Genomic DNA, 21,019 nt, shown 5'->3' with positions numbered 1-21,019 from the left:
TTTGCAAGATTGGATGTCCCTCTCAGACCACTTCGTATCTTTTATACATCAGCAGTATTAATAATAATTCTAACGACATTTAACAGATCTAAACCAGTTTATTGGCGTGGTTGATCACGCGTTTGTGAACTCAAACAAGTTTATATTTTTATTAAATTCTTTATTAAAAAGGAAACAGTATGAGTCAACTAACTTTTGGCGTGATCGGTACATCTAGAAAAACAGATGAGCGACGTTATCCTATCCATCCGGAGCATTTAGCTCGCATTCCTGAATATCTTCGTCATCGCTTAATTTTTGAAGAAGGCTACGGATCAGCGTTTAATATTTCTGACGACGAGATTGCAGCACAAACTGGCGGCATTGCCACACGTCATGAAATACTTGCCGACATTGGTGCGGTAATTATAGCCAAACCGGTATTGGCCGATTTAGAAGAATTACGCGAAGGCGGCATTTTGTGGGGTTATGTTCATTGCGTGCAACAACGGGAGATTACCCAAGCGGCACTGGATCGCAAGCTCACCTTGATTGCTTTCGAAGACATGTTTGTCTGGTCTCCAACGGGACAAGTTGGTCGTCATACCTTTTATAAAAACAATGAAATGGCCGGTTATTGTGCGGTGATTCATGCCTTGCAGTTAAAAGGCATCGACGGACATTATGGCAACCAGCGTAAAGTGGTTATTTTTAGCTTTGGAGCAGTAAGTCGCGGTGCGATTTATGCGCTTAAAGCCCACGGATTTCGTGATATCACCATTTGTATTCAGCGACCAGATCATGAAGTACGTGAAGAAGTACTTGATTGTCATTATGTAAAAGTACGCGAAGGAGAAAAAGGTGAAGCGCGCATGGTGGTGGTTGAACACGACGGCACGATTCGTCCTTTGACTGAGCTGATTGGTGAAACGGATATTATCGTGAATGGTACTTTCCAAGAAACAGATCATCCGACCAATTTTATTATCGAATCCGAAGCGGCATCGTTGAAACCAAATTGTTTAATCATCGACGTCAGCTGTGACGAAGGCATGGGCTTTTTCTTTGCAAAGCCGACCAGCTTCCAAGAGCCAATGTTTCAGTACAACACCATCGACTATTACGCCGTCGATCATACGCCAAGCTACCTGTGGGAAAGCGCTACGCGCTCCATTTCAGCGGCCTTGATTGTCTACTTAGAAAACGTCTTAGAAGGCCGCGAGCATTGGCAGCAAAACGAAACCATTCGTCGCGCGATAAACATCGATGAAGGCGTGATTAAAAATCCACTGATCTTATCCTTTCAACATCGGGAAACCACATCGCCTTATGCCGCGCTAACGGTGTAAATAGCACAAGGCAAAAAACTAAACAGCCAACATTCCAGTATTAGATGGAATATTGGCTGTGATGATTTTACTGTGGTTTTATTTGTGCTTTTTGGTTTGTGTTATAGCTTCTGATTTACTTTTTCCATCAAAGCATCCACTTCTTTGTGGCGACCTATGTCTGCGATAGGGCGAGTTGGTCTAGGAGCGGCTTTTTGGGCTTTTTCTAGGTGTTGTTTCGCTCCTTCATAGTCACCATCGTCGTATAAAAACTCTGCAAGGAAGTAGTTACTGTCGATGCTTGTAGGGTTCAGTTTGTAAGACTGCACCAGTAATTCTTTGGCCTTTTTGTCGCTACCAAAGCCAATCGGCCAACCTGGTACTTTATGATAAAGCACGCCTAAGCTTGTCATTGCGGAACCCGATAAAGCACTAGGATTAATCGTAATAGCGTCTTCGAATGACTTTTTCGCCGCTTTCGCTAAAGATAACGCACCTAATCCGCCTTTTGCACCCGCAGTGCTCGATTGAATAATACCAAGCCAAATCAGATCGTCTGGATTATTCGGTTCTGCATTAACCAGTTCCTGCGCTTTGATCGCAAGGTCGTTAAACGCTGCTTCTTTGGCATCGTCTTCCATTTGATAGTTAATTTGCGCCCAACGCTGTTGAATCTCTAACAAACTAGAGGTGCCAGCGGCCCAAGTAGAGGAAACTAAGCCGAGAGTGAGTAGGCTAGCAGTAATAAATGATTTCATGATAATACCTCTTGTGCTGTTTGCTCGACGTCTTTTTCACGACGTAGAAAGCGTTTAATAATCGGAAGTTTTTTAAACAGAGCTTTGTCCACAATATGTGGAAAAGCACCGTTGATTTTGACAAAGAGCTTTTCAGGAAAACCGACAAACAGTCTGGCGTGACCTTTTTCAAGTTGTTGAATAAGGGCGTTAGCAACGCTTTCTGGTGAATCTACGCTATTGCCCAAGGCTTTGTTCATCGCCATTGCTTGATCGCTGTTAATGCTGGTGGCGGTTGCTCGTGGCGCAAAGTAACTAATATGAACATTCGTATCTGCTAATTCACGGTACAAGGCTTCAGTAAAACCTCGTAGACCAAATTTGCTGGCGCAGTAAATCGATTGTCCAGCGAAACCTATGCTGCCAAACGCTGAGCCAACATTGATCACGTATGACGGTGCTGGTTGCTGTTGATCGGCTTTTTGCAACAAAGGCAGTAATTCTTGAATAAGTAGAATTGGTGCTAATAAGTTGATTTCTAAGGTGTCTACAATGACGGCTTCTTCTGTCTCTTCCAGTAAAGAGAACTGCCCAACGCCTGCGTTATTAATCAACATACTGATTGCGTTCAATTCAGCCATGCGGCAGATTTTTTCACGGCCTTGTATTGTGGTGATGTCCGCCACGAGTATCTTATGTTCGCCAGTCAAAGAATCGCTAAGTTGTTGCAAGCGAGATTCACTTCGACCTTGCAGTATCAAGCTTACCCCTTTGTTGGCTAAGGCTTTCGCGATTGCTTGACCTATGCCGCCCGTCGCGCCAGTTAATAAACAGGTTTGTTGTTGCCATTGCATCATGCTTCTCCTATGCCGCGTCGGCTTGAGCTGCTGTACTGTCTAGCTCGCGGAAAATATTGGCGTAAAGTTTGAAAAACATTTTTGCACTGTGAATGATCTGATCTTGTTCGTTTTTGTCAGTGATTTTATTCATCAGGTTTTCAAAGAAGACGATGTGTTCTTGATCCAATGAGCCATGTGAACGCAAGTAGCTAAAGGCATTCGCAGGTAAGTCGAGTTTGTTTTTGATTTGTTCTGCAGCGTTATCAGCTAAGGCAATGCTGGTGCCTTCAAGCACGAAAACCATGCCGAAAAAACGCAATGGATTGATACGATTTACTGCGTCGTAGGCGTACGCTACCATCAATTCTGTTGCCGCTGCTGGCAGGCTTCTGCGTACGGTTTCTTTGTCCGCACCACAGGCTGCGATGTCGTTTAGGATCCATTCTTGATGGCCCATTTCTTCTTCAATGTATTCGCCAACAGCTTCCCGTAGCCATTCTTTTTCTTCCGATAAACGACTACCCACAGCCATCAATAATGGCACTGTGTGTTTGACGTGATGATAAGCCTGAGTCAAAAAATCGATGTAGTTTTCTAAAGTAATTTGGCCATGGAAACAGCGCTGAATAATAGGTGATGTCACCAAGTATTGTCTTTCGGCTAGGGTTTCTTGTTGTAGGCGTTGATAAAGTGTCATAGTGATTCTCCAAATGCGGTGTTTAATTGTAAAAAAGTGTCTTGGTATAAGGGTTCAATTTGGTCGGCAAAATGCGCCAAAATTTTATCGCGAATCGGTTTTCCTGTAGCGGTGACCATGCCTGGAATGCTCATCAATGGCTGCGCTAGTGGAAGCCAAGTGCCAATACGAGCGTAATCTGGCAAGTGTTGATTCACCATGGAAACCACTTGTTGAATTTGCTCTTCGGTTATGTGCGCTGCTGCAGGGCTGAGTAATGCGCCGCAATAAGGTTTTGCTTCACCAAACACCAATGCTTCGCGGAAATAACCCGTTGCCATGAGTTCGGCTTCTACCCATTCTGGTGACAAGTTGCGACCAAAAGAGTTAATGATGATGTTCTTCTGGCGCCCATCAATGTTCAGAAAACCGTTTGTTAAGCTGACTAAATCTCCAGTGCGTACTTCTTGTGGATAAAAGCTTTCTGGTTGATTTAGGTAACCAAGGAAAAGGTTGCCAGTGATTACTAATTCTCCTTGCTCAATATGTAATTGATTATGGGGCAACACGGCTCCGGCAGAGGCTTGGTCTTCTTGCATAGGTGTATTTAATGACACCACAGACGCGCATTCAGACAAGCCATAACCTTGATAAACAGGTAAACCAAGAACGTGTGCTTTTTGCACTAAACCTGCAGCGACTTTTCCGCCGCCAACAGCTATAAATCTTAAGGACTGTGGAGGCTTCCAACCTTGCTGACAGGCACCAACAAACAGCGAAAGCAGCTCTGGTACTAAAATCAAACTGGTTGGTTGTTGCTGGCTGATCAGTGCTAGTAATTGTTGCGGTTGAGCCAAACGGCTGCCACTAAAACCACGTTCTTCTTGGCTTGCTAAAATAATGGTGCCGCCAACTAAAAGAGGTGCATAAATACCCGCGATATTTTCTAACAAAGTCGCCAAAGGTAATAAACACAAATGGCGAACGTCTTGTAGCGCTACTGCATCAGCAAGAGAGTGCGCGACATTTAATTGTGCTTCGTTGCTCAAACAGACGCCTTTCGGACTGCCTGTGGTGCCAGATGTAAAGGTGATTTTATTCGTCCCAGCTGGAATTTTGGGCTCATGTTGTACCGTTAAACGAGTGGCATAAACACCTGCAAACGGGCTATCCGTCGCATCATTGTTAGCTGGGCTGTTCCTGTTACTGGGACTATTGTTGTCTTGTGTTAGCATCAATTCGATGCTGCTTTCATTAAGCAAGTGAGCCGTTTGTTGAGGGCTGAAAAAGCTCGGTACTGGCACGCAACAAAGCTCTGCGTCTTGGCATGCTAGGTCAAACAATACCCATTCAATGGTGTTATCCATGGCGACGGCAACCCGAGACACTTGTTGCTCTATCAGCCAGTTTTTACGAGCGGTCACAGCATTGGCTAGCGCTTGATAGGTTAGCTGTTTGTCTTGTTGTACTAGGGCGATTTTATTTGCCCATTCTGGTGAAGAGAAATACCACATTATGCGTTCCTTAGCTGCTGCAATAGGTGTTGGAAATTTGCTTGAACAAGATCCATTAAGGCTTCTAGTTCAGGTTGCTGCAGTGCTAGTGCGACTGCTTTTTTCACGTCCAAAAACATTACTTTGGGGTTGTTGTCGTAATAACTGCCCCATTGAGTGCCGTCATTTTTTAGCAAGTTAGGGTTTGCATCGGCTAAAAAGGTAAGTGGCAGTTTTAGTTTTCCCAGTAGCTGGCGCACCTTATCTGTACCGGCAAAAACTAAGTAGCTCACCTCGGAAAGGTATAGACCCATCACTACCGTCATTAATAAGGGCAAGGTAAAACGCTGGTTTTGACTATAGAGATTACCTAACTCTGCAACACTGGTGCGTTCGGTCCAGATGCCGTGTTTTTCTAAGCTCTCGGTGATTGAAACAGGTAAATATTGTTCGACAAATAATGGCTGAGTGCCGCGACGAACGCCCATCACTGCTCTTAAACCTTGTGCTTTAATACCAAGCAGAATCGGCATGAAAGTGTTCACATCCGCTTGGTATTTTTTCGCAAAACCGTCTTTGACAAAAGTTTCTAAATCCCGTCGAGCGTAACCGTCTGCATTAGCAGCAACAAACTCATAGGGCATGGTTGGGGTGGCGACAATGGTTCGCTCTTTGTTGGTCTGTAATGAATCTGAATGCTGCATAGTGGAAAACACCTCAATTTGTATAGCTTCAGATTAGAGACTTAGAATTAAGAAAAACTTACGTCGAAAAAGTATTTTATTAATAATAATAAAAAAGTTTTCCACGTGATTAGTAATTAATAAACCTTTTAATATCATGTGCTTATCTTCTATTTTTAATTTTATTGAAGCCTCTTAGAGGCTTAAGAAAAGCACTTTCCTTAAGGATGCTTAAGAAAGCACATGGAAAATTAAGCGATTGGAGCTAGCTAGGTTTAGACGCATGGGCAAGAAGTTATCGAGAGTGTTTTATTATTTTAAGGAGGCCACTTGCTTTGCCTAAAATGCATGGATACCTTCGAATTATTCCGCTTTTTCGATGCCTTTTTGAGGCTTAACATCGTTTTAATTTAATTAAGATGTGAATAACTCACTAAGAAGGTATGGATGGAAGCTTGTGATCTAAATGCAGCCGAAGCGCGCCGATTGATGGCGCAAAAGTCATTGTCTGTTATGGAGTTGGCGCAAAGCTGTATTACGCGAATGAATGCAGTGAATCATGCGGTGAATGCGATTGTTGCTTGTGACCCAGACGATCTAATGGCTCAAGCTAAGCGAGCTCAAAAAGCCATCGATAAAGGTGAGCCCTTGGGTGTGCTGCATGGTTTGCCATTGAGCGTGAAAGACATGGTTGACCTAACGGGGTTCCCAACGACATTCGGCAGTACTATTTACAAAGATAATATGGCTACATCCGATGACCCAATGGTTGCGCAGTTACGCCAAGCAGGCGCTTTGCCGCTGGGCAAAGCCAATAATCCGGAATGGAGTGCGGGTGGCAATACACGCAATGCTGTTTATGGTGCGACGGCGAACCCGTTTGATGTGACTCGTTCGGCGGCCGGATCTTCTGGCGGCTCGGCGGTGGCTTTGGCTTGTGGCATGACGCCATTAGCAACCGGATCGGATACTGGCGGCAGCTTGCGTAATCCAGCGGCCTTTTGTGGCGTAGTTGGCTTTCGTCCTTCTCCAGGCGTGGTGCCTGGACATAGTCGGCCTATCGGCTTAATTCCTCTACCAACCAATGGGCCGATGGCTCGTTCAGTCGAAGATGTTGGCTTGATGTTATCGCAGATGATTCGCTCTGATCGTCGTGATCCTTGGGTCTCTGTGGTGGAGGGCGTTGGGCAACACAATGCCGATGCTTATCGTCACTTACCGGACTTTGATCTGAGTAGCGCTAAAGTGGCTTTTACCAACGACTTTGGCTTTGCCATGACGGAAAATTTGATCAAAGAATCCTTCCAAGAAAAAATCGACAAGTTTGGTTCTGTATTCGCCCAATGTGACAATGCGCATCCTAATTGCGACAACGCCGATCATATTTTTGCTGTGTTAAGAGCGCTTAACTTTTCTGGTCATCACCGCGATTTGTCCCACAAATACCCAGATCAAATGGGGCCAAATATTTTGATGAATATTGAAGAAGGCGAGTCATACAGCGCATTAGATGTAGTCAGTGCGCTAAACAAACAAAGCGTGATGTATCGTGCGTGGCAGCTGTTTTTTGATGAGTATGATTTTATTTTGGCGCCAACCACGACGATTAGCCCACGAGATTGGCATGAACTTTACCCAGAGCAGATTGATGGCAAGCCGACACAAAGCTATTATCACTGGCTTTCTATGGCGTACGCATCGACTTTAACAGGTCATCCGTCTGTGACTCTGCCAGTGGGCCGAGACAAAAACAACATGCCATTTGGTTTGCAAATTATTGGTCGACGAGGTGACGATTTATCCACCTTGGCGTTTGCCAAATCGTTAGAAGCCTTGTTAGAAAAAACACCTGATCTCGCGCGCCCCAGAGTCGATATCGCCATGTTGTCTCGTTTGCCAGCGTTGAAAAATACAGACGGTTTTATGGGATTTTAATTTATCGAAAGCTTTCATGGAGTATTTAAGTGACCGACTATATTTCTACCCCTGTTGTGCAGTCGCTCATTGCGTTGCAGGAAATCACTTGGTTTAATCCGAAAAAAATGCAGTTTGATGAAGTGCAATCTAAGCTGTCTCTGCAAATGTCAGACATGCTAGATGCCTCTGATCGACTCACGCGTTTTGCGCCTTATCTTGCTCAAGTGTTTTCCGAAACGGCGGTTACTAACGGCATCATCGAATCTGAGTTAAAGGCCATTCCTGCTATGCAGCGAGCTTTGTCGGATTCGCTGAATCTAGAAATCCCCGGCCGTTTATGGGTGAAGTGCGACAATCAATTACCGATTGCTGGCTCTATTAAAGCTCGTGGTGGTATTTATGAAGTCTTATTGCATGCCGAGCGTTTGGCGCTAGCAAATGGCTTATTAAAAACCAGTGACGATTATCGGGCTTGTGATTTAGAGCATTTTCGAGAGTTATTTTCAAAGCATCAAATAGTTGTCGGTTCAACCGGAAATCTTGGCTTAAGCATTGGCATTATGAGCGCCAAATTGGGCTTTGATGTCACGGTTCACATGTCGTCTGATGCCCGTGAATGGAAAAAAGCCTTGCTAAGAAGCAAAGGCGTCAATGTCGTTGAACATACTGCTGATTATGGGGTGGCAGTGGAACAAGGTCGACAGGAAGCCATGCAAAAGGATACGGCGTATTTTATCGATGATGAAGATTCTAAGTCATTGTTTTTAGGCTACAGCGTGGCGGCATTACAATTGCAAAAGCAGCTGGTCGAGCAGGGTATTGTCGTCGATAAAGATCATCCTTTGTTTGTCTACTTGCCTTGTGGTGTCGGCGGCGCGCCTGGCGGTATTACCTTTGGCCTGAAACAGGTGTTTGGTGATCATGTGCATTGTTTTTTTGCAGAACCGACGCATTCTCCTTGTATGGTGTTAGGAATGGAAACGGCTTTGCATAACGGCATTTCTGTACAAGAACTGGGTATCGATAATCAAACCTGTGCCGATGGTTTAGCCGTTGGCCGACCTTCTGCTTTTGTTGGCCCAATGATGGATTCACTGCTCAGCGGTGTTTATACCGTATCTGATGACAATATGTATCGCCATTTAGCCATGCTGGTGGATGCTGAAGGTATTCCTGTAGAGCCGTCTGGCGCCGCTGGTGCAAGTGGTGTGCTGCGAATTTTAACCGAAGGGCATGATTACCTAACGGCTCACCAAATCGAAGAAAAAATGTCGCAAGCGACACATATTATGTGGGCAACTGGCGGCGACATGGTGCCAGAAGAAGAAAGAAAAGCCTATTATCAGAAAGGTAAGGCTCTCTTGGAAAAGGGTAGAGGTTTCTAGAAAAAAGGCACAGCATTATTGTTTTGATGAATTGAGCCAAAGGTCGTCTTTGGCTCTTTTTTTATATCTTAAAAATTGAAAGTAGTGCTGAGTCTATGTCTTAGATGCTTTTTTCATTCTGCATTTTTTCGATCATATAATCTAAGAATACTCTCACTGCAGCGGGCAAGGTTCGTCCTGATAGGGTTTGTACTTCAATGTTGCGGATGTCCATCCCCCTATCTCGAATCGGGATAGCGACCAATTCGCTACTGGCCAGTTGATGACGTATGGAAATTTCACCCGCAAGATGAATACCGCCGTCATAAGTCGTAAAGCGGTTTAAAGTCGCCATATTGTTGGATACTAAAACAGGATCGAATAACAAATTTAAACGGCTACAGCAGATATCAAACAGCTGTCTGACAGTGGTGCTTTCTTCCGGTAGGGCTATTGGATATGGCTGTAATTGGGCTAGGGAGACGTTTTTTTTGTTAGCCAATGGGTGATTTGGATTTACCACAGCGAGGATCGGAGAAGGTTGTCGGTAGGCGACTTGAATATCTTTGGCTGGAGATAAACTTAAGGTCACTCCTATGTCGGCATCGCCATGGCTAACGCGTCGTGATACTTCCCCAGGCGAGCTGACATTGATCTGAAAATGAATGCCTTCATGTTGTTCTCGAAAACTTGCAATGTTACGAGGCAAGAATTCCATTGCAAAACCTTCCGAGCAAGAAATTTTCACATGGCCTCGATTAAGACCTTCCAAAGCGGCAATTTCCGATACAATTCTGTCCGATTCTAGTGCGTTTTTACGAGCGTAAACCGCGAGCATTTCACCTGCTGCACTCAATTCCATCCCTCGAGGGCGGCGCTCAAATAAGGTTGTACTGAGAATATCTTCTAGATTATTTATCTGCCTGCTAATTGCGCTTGCTGCCACATTTAAGTGCAAAGAAGCTTCGCTTATCGATCCATATCTTGCGACCTCTAAAAAATAGCGTAGCGCGGTATCTTGTAATCTTAATGCGGCTTCCATCGTGTTTTTCCTGCATTTTAACGAACGTTGGCGATTTTTATTAGATTTTATATTTTTTATCATTTCGCCATAGCCATGCTTTTTTGGCAACGATTCTTTGCATTTTTTTTAATTGTGGCAATGGTATTTTTTGCATAATGTGAATGAAAAATGAAAGTTGCACTGCATGAATATCACATTAAAAAAATGTAAAAGGAACGAAACGATGAAAAAACTCAGTCATAACCATTTTTCTCGACGTCAAGTATTAGACCGCGCTCCACGTCGAACGCTGGTCAGTGCTCTTATCGCTTGCTCTTTGGTTGGTGTGACAGCGCCAGCATTAGCGAATAAGGCAAATGACACCTTGGTGTACGCTGTAGGGCTTGAGCCGGAAAACGTCAGTCCTTATCACAACAATGTGAGGGAAGGTATTATCCTGTCTCATCTTGCTTGGGATACGTTGATTCATCGAGATATGGAAACCGGCGAATATCAGCCTTTGTTAGCGACCAGCTGGAAATGGGAAGATCCAACGCATTTGCTTTTTACTTTACGTAAGGGCGTCACTTTCCAAAATGGTGATGCTTTCAGCGCGGCGGATGTGGCTTTCACCTTTAATTATGTTACGTCTCCTGAGTCTAAAATCGTCACGCGTCAAAACGTCGATTGGATCGATCATGCTGAGCAAGTAGATGAATACACTGTACGTTTGGTACTAAAGCAACCTTTCCCCGCAGCATTGGAATACTTGTCTGGCCCAACGCCTATCTATCCTGAAAAATATTTTAAGTCGGTTGGCATTGAAGGCTATGCCAAAGCACCTATTGGTACAGGCCCTTATAAAATCACTGAAGTACTGAGTGGTGAAGGCGCGAACCTAGAACGTTATGAAGGCTACTTTGACGGTGGTCCGATTAAAAAACCTGCAATCGGAAAAATTCAATTCAAAGTCATTCCTGATCCTGATGCTCGCCTTGCTCAGCTGATGACCGGCGGTGTGGATTGGACATGGCGTGTACCGTCCGATCAGGCGGATGAAATGAAAATGATGCCAAATTTGGAAGTAATTAGTTCCGAAACTATGCGAGTTGGCTATTTGGCAATGGATACCAGCAGCGAAGCTCTAAAAGATTCGCCATTCCACAATAAGCTAGTTCGTGAGGCAGTGAACTACGCGATTAATCGTGATGCGCTAGCAAATGAATTAGTTCGTGGCGGCAGTCGTGCCATTTATACGCCGTGTTTCCCTTCCCAGTTTGGTTGTGATGTGTCCGCTGCGAAAAAATTCGACTATAACCCAACCAAAGCGAAAGCCTTGCTTGCAGAAGCTGGCTACCCAAATGGTTTCCAAACTGATTTTTATGCTTACCGAGATATGGATTTAGCTGAGGCTGTTCTAGGTAACCTTCGAGCAGTTGGTATCACCGCTAAAATGCACATGTTGACCTATGCAGCATTGCGCAAAGAGCAGCGTTCAGGAAACGTTCCCTTGGCTTTCCAAACATGGGGTTCTTATTCTGTGAACGATGCTTCCGCCATGACCAGCGTTTATTTTAATGGTGGCGCGGATGACATGAACCATGACAAAGAGGTGATCGCTTTAGTCAATGCAGCGGATACCAACGTTGACCCTGAAATTCGTAAAAAGAATTACAGTGAAGCGATTAAGAAAATTACTGAAGAGGCTTATTGGGCGCCAATGTTTTCTTATTCAAGTAATTACGCCTTCAGTAAAGAGTTGAACTTCACACCTTACCCTGATGAGTTACCGCGCTTCGTAGAATCAAGCTGGAAGTAATTAGTAAGACGCTTACTACTTTGTGGTAAGCGTCGCTAGTTTGAACCTTTGCTCCTGTGCCTAGTGATAAAGGGTACAAAGGTTCAAAGTCACAAAGGCGGTTGTGAGGTTTTTTATGTTGGTATTTATATTTCGTCGATTACTGGTGGCGTTGAGTGTGGCAATCACTGTGTCTATCGTGAGCTTTATGTTGCTGCATTTGTCTGGTGATTTGGCTATTTCGATTGCTGGACCTGAGTCTACCGCTGAACAGGTGGAGCAAATCAGAATCGATTTTGGTTTGGATAAGCCGATGGTTTATCAATACTTTGATTGGCTATGGTCAGCTGTTCAATTGGATTTTGGTCGCTCTTATTATTTTCAAGATACCGTAATGTCACTGATTAGTGATCGTTTACCGGTAACTCTGACACTAGGTGGTTTAGCATTAGGATTAGCAACGGTAATTGCCATCCCTCTTGGTGTGATTGCTGCTATTAAGCAAGATACTTGGATCGATCGCTTGGCGTTGACCATCGCGGTTATTGGTCAAGCTATGCCGAGCTTTTGGTTTGGTTTAACTCTGATTGTGGTGTTTGCGGTTAACTTGCATTGGTTACCTGCTGGCGGTAATGAGACATGGCAGCACTTTGTTTTACCTGCTATCGCTTTGGGCTATTACGCCATGCCAGCCATGATGCGCTTAACGCGTACAGGCATGCTTGAAGTATTGAATTCTGACTACATTCGTACCGCTCGTTCTAAAGGTTTGAATGAATCTTCTGTCATCTTTAAACACGCTTTGCGCAATGCGGTGATTCCTGTTGTGGCCTTGGCGGCGGTTGAACTGGGTTTTATGTTAGGCGGCTCGGTGGTTATCGAATCGGTGTTTTCTTTAAAAGGTTTGGGGCAGCTCGCGTGGGATGCGATCACCCGTAATGACTATCCAGTGGTGCAAGCCGTGGTGTTGATTATTGCGGTGTTTTATATCCTGTTAACTTTTCTAGCAGATGTGATCAACGCCATGCTTGATCCACGTTTGCGTGTTCGCTGAGGTGTCTACTATGTCTGATTCTACTTCTACTGTTTCAACCGCTCCTAGCGCAAATACTTTTTTGCCAGTGGTTCCTGAGTGGCGCCGAATGATGAATCGCTTCTTGGGTCACCGTGGTTTGTTAATGGGCTCAATTATTCTTGGTCTGATTGTGGTGCTGGCGATATTAGCGCCTTGGTTGGCACCTCATGATCCTTATTTACAAAATATTTCTCAGCGCATGATCCCACCTGTTTGGCACGAAAAAGGTTCTTGGGAGCATATCTTTGGCACCGATAAATTAGGCCGAGATTACCTAAGTCGCTTGCTTTACGGGGCGCGGATTTCGCTGACGATTGGTTTGTCCGCAGCACTTATTTCTGGGCTAATTGGTACGACTTTGGGTGTTCTGGCTGGCTATTTTGGTGGCCGAGTCGATGCAGTAATCAGCTACATCATTACCACGCGTTTGGCTATGCCTGTTGTTCTTGTGGCTTTAGCTATGTCTGCTTTGGTAGGTGGCTCCTTGCAAATGGTTATCATCTTATTGGGGTTGTTGTTGTGGGATAGATTTGCGGTGGTGGCGCGCTCCACGACTCAGCAATTGCGGGATGCTGAATTCATAGCTTCGGCCAAAGTACTAGGTGCTTCAACAACTTACATCCTAGTGCGGGAATTATTACCTAATATTTTAAGCGCGTTGATTGTAGTTATGACCTTGGAAATGGCACATGCAATCTTGCTAGAAGCGACCTTGTCCTTTTTAGGATTGGGTGTTCAGCCGCCAATGCCATCCTGGGGATTAATGATCTCGGAAGGCAAAGCGTACATGTTTTTTAAAACTTGGGTCATTGCTATTCCCGGTATTGCGCTGATGGTGTTGGTATTGGCGATTAATTTAGTGGGTGACGGTTTGCGTGATATGAACGCACCAGAAGGCCGGAACTGAGGCCAGAGGAGACATCATGAAACGAATACTCGACGTGAAAAATTTACAAGTCAGTCTGCCAACGCCAAATGGCGATTTGCGAGCGGTGCGTGGTATCGATTTACATGTAAATAAAGGTGAAATGCTCTGCATCGTAGGGGAATCTGGTTGTGGTAAATCCATGACTTCTATGGCGCTGATGGGCCTATTGCCGAAGCGAGCTGAAGTGACCGCCGACGCAATGCAATTTGACGGTATGGATTTATTATCCTTATCGAAAAAAGAGCGCAATCAAGTGCGCGGCATGCGTATGTCGATGATTTTTCAAGAGCCGATGACCTCTCTTAATCCTTCTTATACGTTAGGTAATCAACTTTGCGAAGGCATTATCAAGCACAAAAAAGTGAGTAAAGACGAAGCCAAAAAACGCGCAGTGTATTTATTGGAGTGCGCTGGTGTGCCGTATCCAGAAAAGCGTTTAGATCAGTATCCACATCAATTGTCTGGTGGTTTGCGTCAACGAGTGATGATCGCCATGGCGCTGATGTGCGAGCCAGACTTGATCATCGCGGATGAACCAACCACGGCACTAGATGTGACGATTCAAGCACAGATATTACGTTTAATTCGTGAACTTCAGCAGGAATTTGGCACCGCCGTTATTTTTATCACTCATGACCTTGGTGTGGTCGCACGCATTGCCGATCGTGTAGCGGTGATGTATGCCGGACAAGTAGTAGAAACGGCTTCTGCGCAAGATTTGTTTTCTGATCCACAGCATCCTTATACCAAAGGGTTGCTCAACTGTATTCCTGTTCCTGGTAAAACCTTACCTGGTAGTCATTTGGAGTCTATTCCGGGCGTGGTTCCGAGTCTGATTGGTGAACTAAAAGGTTGTGCTTTTGAAAACCGTTGTAGCGTCTCTATTGGAGAGTGTTGTTACCGTTCGCCTAGCTTAGAAAATCACCTAGGTTCAGAAGATCATCAAGTACGTTGTTCTATTGCTACAGCGTCGTCATTTCGGGAGGCGGTGTAATGTCAGAATATGCTTTGGAGTTATCAAATTTGTCGCGCCATTTTTATCTAAAAAATGGGGCTTTCAAAGAGCCTACATTACTGAAAGCAGTAGACGGCATTTCGTTACGTATTCGTCCCGGTGAAACCTTGGGTTTGGTTGGCGAATCAGGCTGCGGGAAAAGTACTTTGGCGAAAATGATTCTAGGTTTATTAGAGCCTACTAATGGCGACGTATTGATTAATGATAAGGCGAGAGGATCAAGTTCTCGTTTATCGATGTCTCGTCAGCTTCAACCGATTTTTCAAGACCCATATTCCTCTTTGAATCCACGTAAAACTATTGAGCAAATTATTCGTTTGCCATTGCAGCTGCATAAAATTGGCGATGCTAAAAGCCAGCAAAAAGCCGTGAAAGACATCAGCGATTTGGTGGGTTTGCCTGAGCGGTTATTAAAAAATTATCCGGGGCAATTGTCAGGTGGTCAGCGTCAACGTGTTGCTATTGCCCGAGCCTTGATTCTAAAACCTAGCATTTTGGTGTGCGATGAGCCGACTTCGGCGCTAGATGTGTCTGTTCAGGCACAAATTCTTAACTTATTGATGGATCTGAAAAAAGAGCTAGGACTGACGTACTTATTTATCAGTCATAACCTTGGTGTGGTTGAGCATTTGGTGGATCGAGTTGCAGTGATGTATCGCGGGAAAATTGTCGAGCAGGGCACCCGAGAACAAATCTTTCAAAATGCACAACATCCTTATACACAAGCTTTGTTGTCTTCCGTTTTAACACCAGAGCCCGCTCTAGGTTTGCCTGAAGTGTTGGACTCTAGTACATGGGATAAGGCTTCGTAATTTTTTCATTTTTTAAGGGCCACTTTAGCCTGCTTTTTATTTTACTTAAGGAGAGAACATGAGTCGTCAATCCACCATTCAAGGTGCGGAGTCTTACTTTGATTCCGGTGCCTTTTTTACTGCCTTAGAGCAACGTGTTAGCGTTCACAGTGAAAGCCAGAACCACGATGCCTTTGATCAATTACATGCTTATTTGCAAGACATTATTATGCCCGAACTTGCTTCATTGGGCTTTCAATCACGTATTGTTACCAATCCAGTTACCGAAGCAAAACAGCCGGGCTCTTGGCCATTTCTGATTGCCGAACGAATCGAAGATCCAACCCAACTGACGTTGCTGACCTATGGTCATGGCGACGTCGTGCGCGGTTATGACGATCAATGGAAAGCTGGATTATCGCCATGGAAAGTAGTGGTAGATGGCGACCGTTGGTATGGACGTGGAACGGCGGATAATAAAGGTCAGCACACTATCAATTTTGCTGCATTGAAACAGGTTATTGATGCGAAAGAAGGCAAGCTAGGCTTTAACGTTAAAGTGATTTTAGAAATGGGCGAAGAAGCAGGTTCACCCGGATTGGCTGAGCTTTGTGAACTGCATAAAGAGGAACTAGCGGCAGATTTGTTTATTGCGTCCGATGGTCCAAGGTTAAGTGCTGAGCACCCGACAATTTTCCTCGGTTCTCGAGGAGGATTTAGTTTCGATTTAAAAGTTCTGTTGCGCGATGGTGCCCATCATTCAGGTAATTGGGGAGGCTTATTGAGCAACGCTGGTACGCGCTTGGCCCATGCTTGGGCTTCCATGGTGGATGCCAAAGGTAAGATTCTTGTCAAAGGCTTGTTGCCTGCGCGCTTGCCTGAATCGGTTCGTGCTGCTTTAAAAGACATTCCCGTGGGTGAGGGTGCAAATAGCCCGGCCATTGATCCTAATTGGGGCGAGCCAGATTTAACCCCTGCTGAGCGTGTGTTTGCGTGGAACACTTTGGAAATGTTGGCGTGCAAAACTGGTAATCCAGATATGCCTGTAAATGCTATTCCCGGTTACGCTAGCGCTCATTGTCAGTTGCGTTTTGTGGTAGAAAGCGACAGCCAAAACTTTTTAAAACATATTCGTGACCATCTTGATCGTCATGGTTTCAGCGATGTTGAAGTCACTGATAGTGGTCATATCATGGAGGCAACGCGTCTTGATCCTGAAGACCCTTGGGTGGATTGGGCTTTGGGGTCGCTTGCTCAAACTACCGGTAAGAAACCTGTGTTACTGCCTAATTTAGGTGGCTCGCTGCCAAATGATGTGTTTGCCAATATTCTTAATTTACCTACCGTTTGGGTGCCGCATTCGTACCCAGCGTGCAGTCAACATGCGCCAAATGAACACGTTCTAGCGCCAGTGTGTCGTGAAGCCTTACAGATAATGACGGGACTTTTTTGGGATTTATCCGAACAAGGCTCATCAATTCAGGCCAAACGTTAAGGAGAGCAAAATGACATTATCGACAGCAAAAAAGGTAAGCAACAGCGCACTCGCACCTTATGCGGATTTACTCTGTGACTGGTTGGCAACACAAGAAGACGAGATGATCCAATGTCTACAGAAATTAGTCGATACCGACTCGAACAGCTATGACAAAGATGGCGTTGATGCGGCAGGAAAGCTGATGGCGTCTTGGTTAGAAGCCGATGGTATCGAATGTCGATGGCATAAGTCTGCTAGCTCTGGCGATGTATTGGAAGCACGTATTGCTTCTGGATTTGATAAAAAAGACGCACAGCCTGCTATTTATCTTATGGGACATAGGGACACAGTTTTTCCCAAAGGAACGACGGCAACGCGAGGTTTTACTCGTGACGGCATGACGGCGTTTGGGCCTGGCGTAGCTGACATGAAATCTGGCTTGGTATTGAATTGCTTCGTTTTAAGAGGTTTGCAGTATCTGTTGAATAACTCTGATCTCACCGAATTGCCTCATCCCGTTGTTGGCTTGTTCACTGGTGATGAAGAAATTGGCTCGCCAGAAGGTCGACACGTTATTCAGCAAATGGTTAAGGGCGCAAAAGCCGTATTCAATGCCGAACCTGGTCGTATCAGTGGCAATGTTGTGTCGGCCCGAAAAGGCGGTGCGAGCTTTGAAATTTTAGTCAAAGGCAAAGCCGCTCACTCTGGCGTAAACCACGCCGATGGAGCCAGCGCAATTGGTGGCTTGGCTCTGATCATCACTGAGCTGCATGCGTTGACTAATTACGAAACCGGTGTAACGACCAATGTTGGTTTAATTAGCGGTGGTATGTCTTCCAATACTGTGGCTTCAGATGCCACCGCCAAATTGGATTTACGCTATATCACCAAAGAACAAATGGTCGATGCTATAGACGCCATTCAGGCTATTGTTGATACGCCTAGACTGAATGGTGTGACCGCTTCTGTGCGATTGATATCGGCGTTCCATCCTTTTGAATCAAGCATGAGCGATGTCTTATTGGCGCACTATCAAAAACAAGCAGAGTCACTGGGGTTCACCGTAGAAGGGGAATTCACTGGTGGTTGTTCGGATGCTGGTTTTACCTCGTCGATGGGCGTTCCGACCTTATGTGGAACAGGACCCGTAGGCGCAAAAATGCATACTGATGGCGAGCTTTGTTTGTTGGATACCTTTGTGCCTCGTACTCAAGCTGTTGCTAAGAGTGTGTTGCTTCTGCCGTAAAAGCTGGAAAAATAGCATTTTCGTCATTAAATTATCGAGTGTAGTTTATTTTATCTATAAAAAGGCTTCCACTGGGAAGCCTTTTTTTGATTTTTGTGGCCTTTACTATTTAGTCTTTCATAAGCGCTCTTATTTTCTACTGACGTTTTTATTTTTAGCTAGTCATCTCTTTTCTGCTTTATTGCGTATAGCTTGTAGTGTAAAAGTTAATAATATTCGTTCCTGATAAGACAATAAGGAGATTATATGATTACGGTTCATCACTTAGAGAATTCCCGCTCTCAGCGTATTTTATGGTTGTTGGAAGAGCTTGGGCTTGAGTATGAGATTGTGGAATACAAGCGTGATCCTGAAACCGCTTCTGGCCCTGAATCTTTGAAAAAAGTGCATCCGCTGGGTAAATCTCCAGTAATTACTGATGGTGATTTAACCGTGGCTGAGTCTGGAGCGATTATTGAATATTTGTTAGATCAATATGATACGGAAAAGCGTCTGAGGCCGACGGATGGCAAAGCGTTATTGGATTACCGTTATTGGCTGCATTTTGCTGAAGGTTCTTTGATGCCTTTGCTAGTGATGAAGTTGGTGATGATGAAGGTGCCACAAAGTCCGATGCCTTTCTTTATTAAGCCGATCGCAAAAGCATTAACGAGTAAAATCCAAGAAAAATTCATTATGCCGCGCATAAATCCTCAAATGCAGTTTATTGAAAAAACTCTGGGTGAGCATACATGGTTTGTCGGTGAGGAATTAAGCGCTGCAGATATTCAGATGAGTTTTCCATTGCAAGCGTCGAGCACTCGAATGAACTTGTCCGAGTTTCCGAATATTGCTCGTTTTATCAAGCAAGTAGAAGCGGTGCCAGCTTATCAACAAGCTTTAGCAAAAGGTGGTGCTTTTACTACTTTGTAGTCTCTTTTTAAAGTATTGCTTACATCAAACTAGAGATGATTCTTTATAATAGTCTTTAGTTTGATGTTTAAATATTTTTCATTTATTGATATTCATTCTCATTTATTGTACTTTTCTGCTTCTAAAATATATTTTGATTGAAATGAGGTTGAACGGTTCAATGAATCCTGAGCGTCAAAAATCTCAACAGGTTGGTGAGCTTTATGCTGAGCATAGCTCATGGCTCACTGGATGGATTCGTAGCCGCCTTGGTTGTCATGAATTGGCAGCAGATATTGCACAAGATACTTTTGTGCGATTGCTTAAAAGACCGAAATACTTTTCTAACATGGGCGAAGCGAGAGCCTTTTTGAGTACGATTGCCAAAGGCCTGTACATTGATCATTGGCGACGAAAGCAGGTTGAGCAGGCTTGGTTGGAGTCGTTAGCACATATCGAAGAAGAGTTTGTTCCTTCAGCAGAACATTCAGCCTCTATGATTGAATTGCTTTGCGAACTAGATGCGATGATCGCTAAGTTACCTAAAAAAGTGGCAAATACGCTTATTTTGTCTCAGCTCCATGGTTTGACCTACCGAGAAATTGCCGAGCGTTTGTCCGTATCAGAGCGCATGGTGAAGCGCTATATGGCACAGGCGATGTTGCAGTGTCTTTTGTTTAAATCCGATCGGTCTCTTTAGATTTTATGGCATCTTCCCAACCTTCAAATTATGTTCATTTAGAAGCAGCTGCCGAATGGTTTGCTGTGCTGGCTGATAAACCCGTTGCAGAAGCCGATCAGCTGGCTTGGCAGCAGTGGTTAAATGAAGATGAGGCACACCGGCAAGCATGGCTGCAAGTTGAATCAGTTGGCGCTATGTTTTCCTCTTTTCAAGATAATGGATCCCAACAGTCGGCACGCTATGTTTTAGACACTACTAGTTCAATGAATAGCAGGTCAATGAGTAGCAGTTCAATGAATCGTCGTCAGTTGATGAAAGGTGTGCTAGGAGTAACTGGTGTAGCTGCATTAGGCTGGATTGGCTGGAGCGAAACACCATTGCCAAGAATAGCGTCAGCTTGGATGGCTGATTTTCATACTCAAGTTGGACAGGTGTCGGCTTACGATTTAGAGGATGGCACTAAGGCCTGGCTGAATACCAATAGTGCAATGAATCGATCCTATGGCCGTGATTATCGAGATTTGTCCCTCGTGACGGGAGAAATCTTGGTACAAACTAAAGCTTCTTCTGACAGCCGCGCTTTTTCTGTTTCCTGTGCTCATGGCGTTATACGCTCTGGTGTAGACAAAACTCGTTTTTGTGTACGCCAGCTATCGGATAAACAAACTGTGCTAGCGGTTTATGAAGGAGCGGTTTCTCTTGCACCTTTTGGTTCACAGTTATCTAGGGCGCTTCATGCTGGGGAAGAGGTGATTTTTAGTTCTCATGCTATGGCTGATACACAGCCAGCTTCTTTGCTTTATGAGTCTTGGCGTAATGGATTATTAATTGTTGAAGATATGCCGCTAGCAAATTTTATGGCGGAAATAGGTCGCTATCACTATGGCCATATTAATCTTGATCCTAGTGTAGCGGACTTGCGTGTTGTAGGGACTTTTCCTATTCACGATATGGATCTTGTGCTTTCTATGTTATCTAAATCTTTTCCTATTCGTATAAAGCATCCATTGTCTTGGTGGGTGAGTATTTCCGCCGCGTAGTGCTCTCGGACATTTACTTGTAAACGTCTTTTAACGCTATTTTTCGAAAAAAAGTGT

At 44.5% G+C, this 21,019-nt stretch carries 19 protein-coding genes; 13 read left to right on the top strand and 6 right to left on the bottom strand.

Features of this window, described 5'->3' with window-relative positions; genetic code table 11:
* The first annotated feature begins 179 nt into the window (after window positions 1-179).
* Complete coding sequence (locus BUA59_RS12765) at window positions 180-1,328, top strand: N(5)-(carboxyethyl)ornithine synthase (RefSeq protein WP_072840086.1); 1,149 nt, start codon at window positions 180-182, stop codon at window positions 1,326-1,328.
* A 101-nt stretch (window positions 1,329-1,429) separates the two neighbouring features.
* Here BUA59_RS12765 and BUA59_RS12760 read toward each other — a convergent pair whose 3' ends face one another.
* The 5 genes from BUA59_RS12760 to BUA59_RS12740 are packed head-to-tail and all read right to left on the bottom strand — an operon-like array spanning window position 1,430 to window position 5,756.
* Window positions 1,430-2,065 (bottom strand): tetratricopeptide repeat protein, encoded by a 636-nt coding sequence (locus BUA59_RS12760; protein ID WP_012071496.1) that lies wholly within the window; start codon window positions 2,063-2,065, stop codon window positions 1,430-1,432.
* Complete coding sequence (locus BUA59_RS12755; protein ID WP_084122430.1) at window positions 2,062-2,901, bottom strand: SDR family oxidoreductase; 840 nt, start codon at window positions 2,899-2,901, stop codon at window positions 2,062-2,064. The genes BUA59_RS12760 and BUA59_RS12755 overlap by 4 nt, the downstream gene beginning before the upstream one ends.
* Before the next feature lie 7 nt (window positions 2,902-2,908).
* Window positions 2,909-3,580 carry an iron-containing redox enzyme family protein gene (locus BUA59_RS12750; RefSeq protein ID WP_072840084.1) on the bottom strand — a complete coding sequence of 224 codons (672 nt, stop codon included), beginning with the start codon at window positions 3,578-3,580 and terminating at the stop codon, window positions 2,909-2,911.
* Window positions 3,577-5,073, bottom strand: coding sequence for an AMP-binding protein (locus tag BUA59_RS12745; protein WP_072840083.1), 1,497 nt, complete (start codon window positions 5,071-5,073; stop codon window positions 3,577-3,579). Before BUA59_RS12745 ends, BUA59_RS12750 begins: the two co-directional genes overlap by 4 nt.
* On the bottom strand, window positions 5,073-5,756 hold the full coding sequence (locus BUA59_RS12740) for a thermostable hemolysin (RefSeq protein WP_072840082.1): 684 nt from the start codon (window positions 5,754-5,756) through the stop codon (window positions 5,073-5,075). Before BUA59_RS12740 ends, BUA59_RS12745 begins: the two co-directional genes overlap by 1 nt.
* Before the next feature lie 426 nt (window positions 5,757-6,182).
* Here BUA59_RS12740 and BUA59_RS12735 point away from each other — a divergent pair, with 426 nt between their 5' ends.
* Window positions 6,183-7,670, top strand: coding sequence for an amidase (locus tag BUA59_RS12735; RefSeq protein WP_072840081.1), 1,488 nt, complete (start codon window positions 6,183-6,185; stop codon window positions 7,668-7,670).
* Window positions 7,671-7,699: 29 nt separating this feature from the next.
* Complete coding sequence (locus BUA59_RS12730) at window positions 7,700-9,037, top strand: D-serine ammonia-lyase (protein ID WP_072840080.1); 1,338 nt, start codon at window positions 7,700-7,702, stop codon at window positions 9,035-9,037.
* 100 nt (window positions 9,038-9,137) lie between these two features.
* On the opposite strand, the gene BUA59_RS12725 is transcribed toward BUA59_RS12730, so the two are convergent.
* Window positions 9,138-10,058, bottom strand: a complete 921-nt coding sequence (locus BUA59_RS12725) for a LysR family transcriptional regulator (RefSeq protein WP_072840079.1) — start codon at window positions 10,056-10,058, stop codon at window positions 9,138-9,140.
* Window positions 10,059-10,263: 205 nt separating this feature from the next.
* Between BUA59_RS12725 and BUA59_RS12720 the strand changes: the two genes are divergently transcribed.
* From BUA59_RS12720 to BUA59_RS12675, 10 genes are all read left to right on the top strand, one after another.
* Window positions 10,264-11,838 (top strand): ABC transporter substrate-binding protein, encoded by a 1,575-nt coding sequence (locus tag BUA59_RS12720; RefSeq protein ID WP_139248881.1) that lies wholly within the window; start codon window positions 10,264-10,266, stop codon window positions 11,836-11,838.
* A 115-nt stretch (window positions 11,839-11,953) separates the two neighbouring features.
* Window positions 11,954-12,871 carry an ABC transporter permease gene (locus BUA59_RS12715; RefSeq protein WP_072840078.1) on the top strand — a complete coding sequence of 306 codons (918 nt, stop codon included), beginning with the start codon at window positions 11,954-11,956 and terminating at the stop codon, window positions 12,869-12,871.
* A gap of 10 nt (window positions 12,872-12,881) precedes the next feature.
* Entirely contained in the window at window positions 12,882-13,799 is a 918-nt protein-coding gene (locus BUA59_RS12710) for an ABC transporter permease (protein ID WP_072840077.1), read from the top strand.
* Between the two features lie 16 nt (window positions 13,800-13,815).
* Window positions 13,816-14,814 carry an ABC transporter ATP-binding protein gene (locus BUA59_RS12705; protein ID WP_072840076.1) on the top strand — a complete coding sequence of 333 codons (999 nt, stop codon included), beginning with the start codon at window positions 13,816-13,818 and terminating at the stop codon, window positions 14,812-14,814.
* Window positions 14,814-15,647: an ATP-binding cassette domain-containing protein gene (locus BUA59_RS12700; RefSeq protein ID WP_072840075.1), complete on the top strand. Its 834-nt coding sequence runs from the start codon at window positions 14,814-14,816 to the stop codon at window positions 15,645-15,647. Before BUA59_RS12705 ends, BUA59_RS12700 begins: the two co-directional genes overlap by 1 nt.
* A 58-nt stretch (window positions 15,648-15,705) precedes the next feature.
* Entirely contained in the window at window positions 15,706-17,121 is a 1,416-nt protein-coding gene (locus BUA59_RS12695; RefSeq protein WP_072840074.1) for a M20 family metallopeptidase, read from the top strand.
* A 10-nt stretch (window positions 17,122-17,131) separates the two neighbouring features.
* Entirely contained in the window at window positions 17,132-18,349 is a 1,218-nt protein-coding gene (locus BUA59_RS12690; RefSeq protein ID WP_084122427.1) for a M20 family metallopeptidase, read from the top strand.
* A gap of 246 nt (window positions 18,350-18,595) precedes the next feature.
* A complete protein-coding gene (locus BUA59_RS12685; protein ID WP_072840073.1) occupies window positions 18,596-19,261 on the top strand; it encodes a glutathione S-transferase in 666 nt (221 codons plus the stop codon).
* Window positions 19,262-19,421: 160 nt separating this feature from the next.
* Entirely contained in the window at window positions 19,422-19,940 is a 519-nt protein-coding gene (locus BUA59_RS12680; protein ID WP_072840072.1) for a sigma-70 family RNA polymerase sigma factor, read from the top strand.
* Window positions 19,941-19,945: 5 nt separating this feature from the next.
* Window positions 19,946-20,962, top strand: a complete 1,017-nt coding sequence (locus tag BUA59_RS12675; RefSeq protein WP_072840071.1) for a FecR domain-containing protein — start codon at window positions 19,946-19,948, stop codon at window positions 20,960-20,962.
* The last annotated feature ends 57 nt before the right edge of the window (window positions 20,963-21,019 follow it).

The organism is Marinomonas polaris DSM 16579 (assembly GCF_900129155.1).
Lineage (GTDB): Bacteria > Pseudomonadota > Gammaproteobacteria > Pseudomonadales > Marinomonadaceae > Marinomonas > Marinomonas polaris.
This window is presented reverse-complemented; position numbering and strand designations above follow the sequence as displayed.

Excerpts from the sequence above, each read along its gene's own strand:
- BUA59_RS12750 (WP_072840084.1), bottom strand. The coding sequence starts at position 3,580 with ATGACACTTTATCAACGCCTACAACAAGAAACCCTAGCCGAAAGACAA.
- BUA59_RS12765 (WP_072840086.1), top strand. The coding sequence starts at position 180 with ATGAGTCAACTAACTTTTGGCGTGATCGGTACATCTAGAAAAACAGAT.
- BUA59_RS12695 (WP_072840074.1), top strand. The coding sequence starts at position 15,706 with ATGAGTCGTCAATCCACCATTCAAGGTGCGGAGTCTTACTTTGATTCC.
- BUA59_RS12690 (WP_084122427.1), top strand. The coding sequence starts at position 17,132 with ATGACATTATCGACAGCAAAAAAGGTAAGCAACAGCGCACTCGCACCT.
- BUA59_RS12705 (WP_072840076.1), top strand. The coding sequence starts at position 13,816 with ATGAAACGAATACTCGACGTGAAAAATTTACAAGTCAGTCTGCCAACG.
- BUA59_RS12675 (WP_072840071.1), top strand. The coding sequence starts at position 19,946 with ATGGCATCTTCCCAACCTTCAAATTATGTTCATTTAGAAGCAGCTGCC.
- BUA59_RS12700 (WP_072840075.1), top strand. The coding sequence starts at position 14,814 with ATGTCAGAATATGCTTTGGAGTTATCAAATTTGTCGCGCCATTTTTAT.
- BUA59_RS12685 (WP_072840073.1), top strand. The coding sequence starts at position 18,596 with ATGATTACGGTTCATCACTTAGAGAATTCCCGCTCTCAGCGTATTTTA.
- BUA59_RS12720 (WP_139248881.1), top strand. The coding sequence starts at position 10,264 with ATGAAAAAACTCAGTCATAACCATTTTTCTCGACGTCAAGTATTAGAC.
- BUA59_RS12735 (WP_072840081.1), top strand. The coding sequence starts at position 6,183 with ATGGAAGCTTGTGATCTAAATGCAGCCGAAGCGCGCCGATTGATGGCG.
- BUA59_RS12740 (WP_072840082.1), bottom strand. The coding sequence starts at position 5,756 with ATGCAGCATTCAGATTCATTACAGACCAACAAAGAGCGAACCATTGTC.
- BUA59_RS12715 (WP_072840078.1), top strand. The coding sequence starts at position 11,954 with ATGTTGGTATTTATATTTCGTCGATTACTGGTGGCGTTGAGTGTGGCA.
- BUA59_RS12725 (WP_072840079.1), bottom strand. The coding sequence starts at position 10,058 with ATGGAAGCCGCATTAAGATTACAAGATACCGCGCTACGCTATTTTTTA.
- BUA59_RS12710 (WP_072840077.1), top strand. The coding sequence starts at position 12,882 with ATGTCTGATTCTACTTCTACTGTTTCAACCGCTCCTAGCGCAAATACT.
- BUA59_RS12680 (WP_072840072.1), top strand. The coding sequence starts at position 19,422 with ATGAATCCTGAGCGTCAAAAATCTCAACAGGTTGGTGAGCTTTATGCT.
- BUA59_RS12745 (WP_072840083.1), bottom strand. The coding sequence starts at position 5,073 with ATGTGGTATTTCTCTTCACCAGAATGGGCAAATAAAATCGCCCTAGTA.
- BUA59_RS12755 (WP_084122430.1), bottom strand. The coding sequence starts at position 2,901 with ATGATGCAATGGCAACAACAAACCTGTTTATTAACTGGCGCGACGGGC.
- BUA59_RS12760 (WP_012071496.1), bottom strand. The coding sequence starts at position 2,065 with ATGAAATCATTTATTACTGCTAGCCTACTCACTCTCGGCTTAGTTTCC.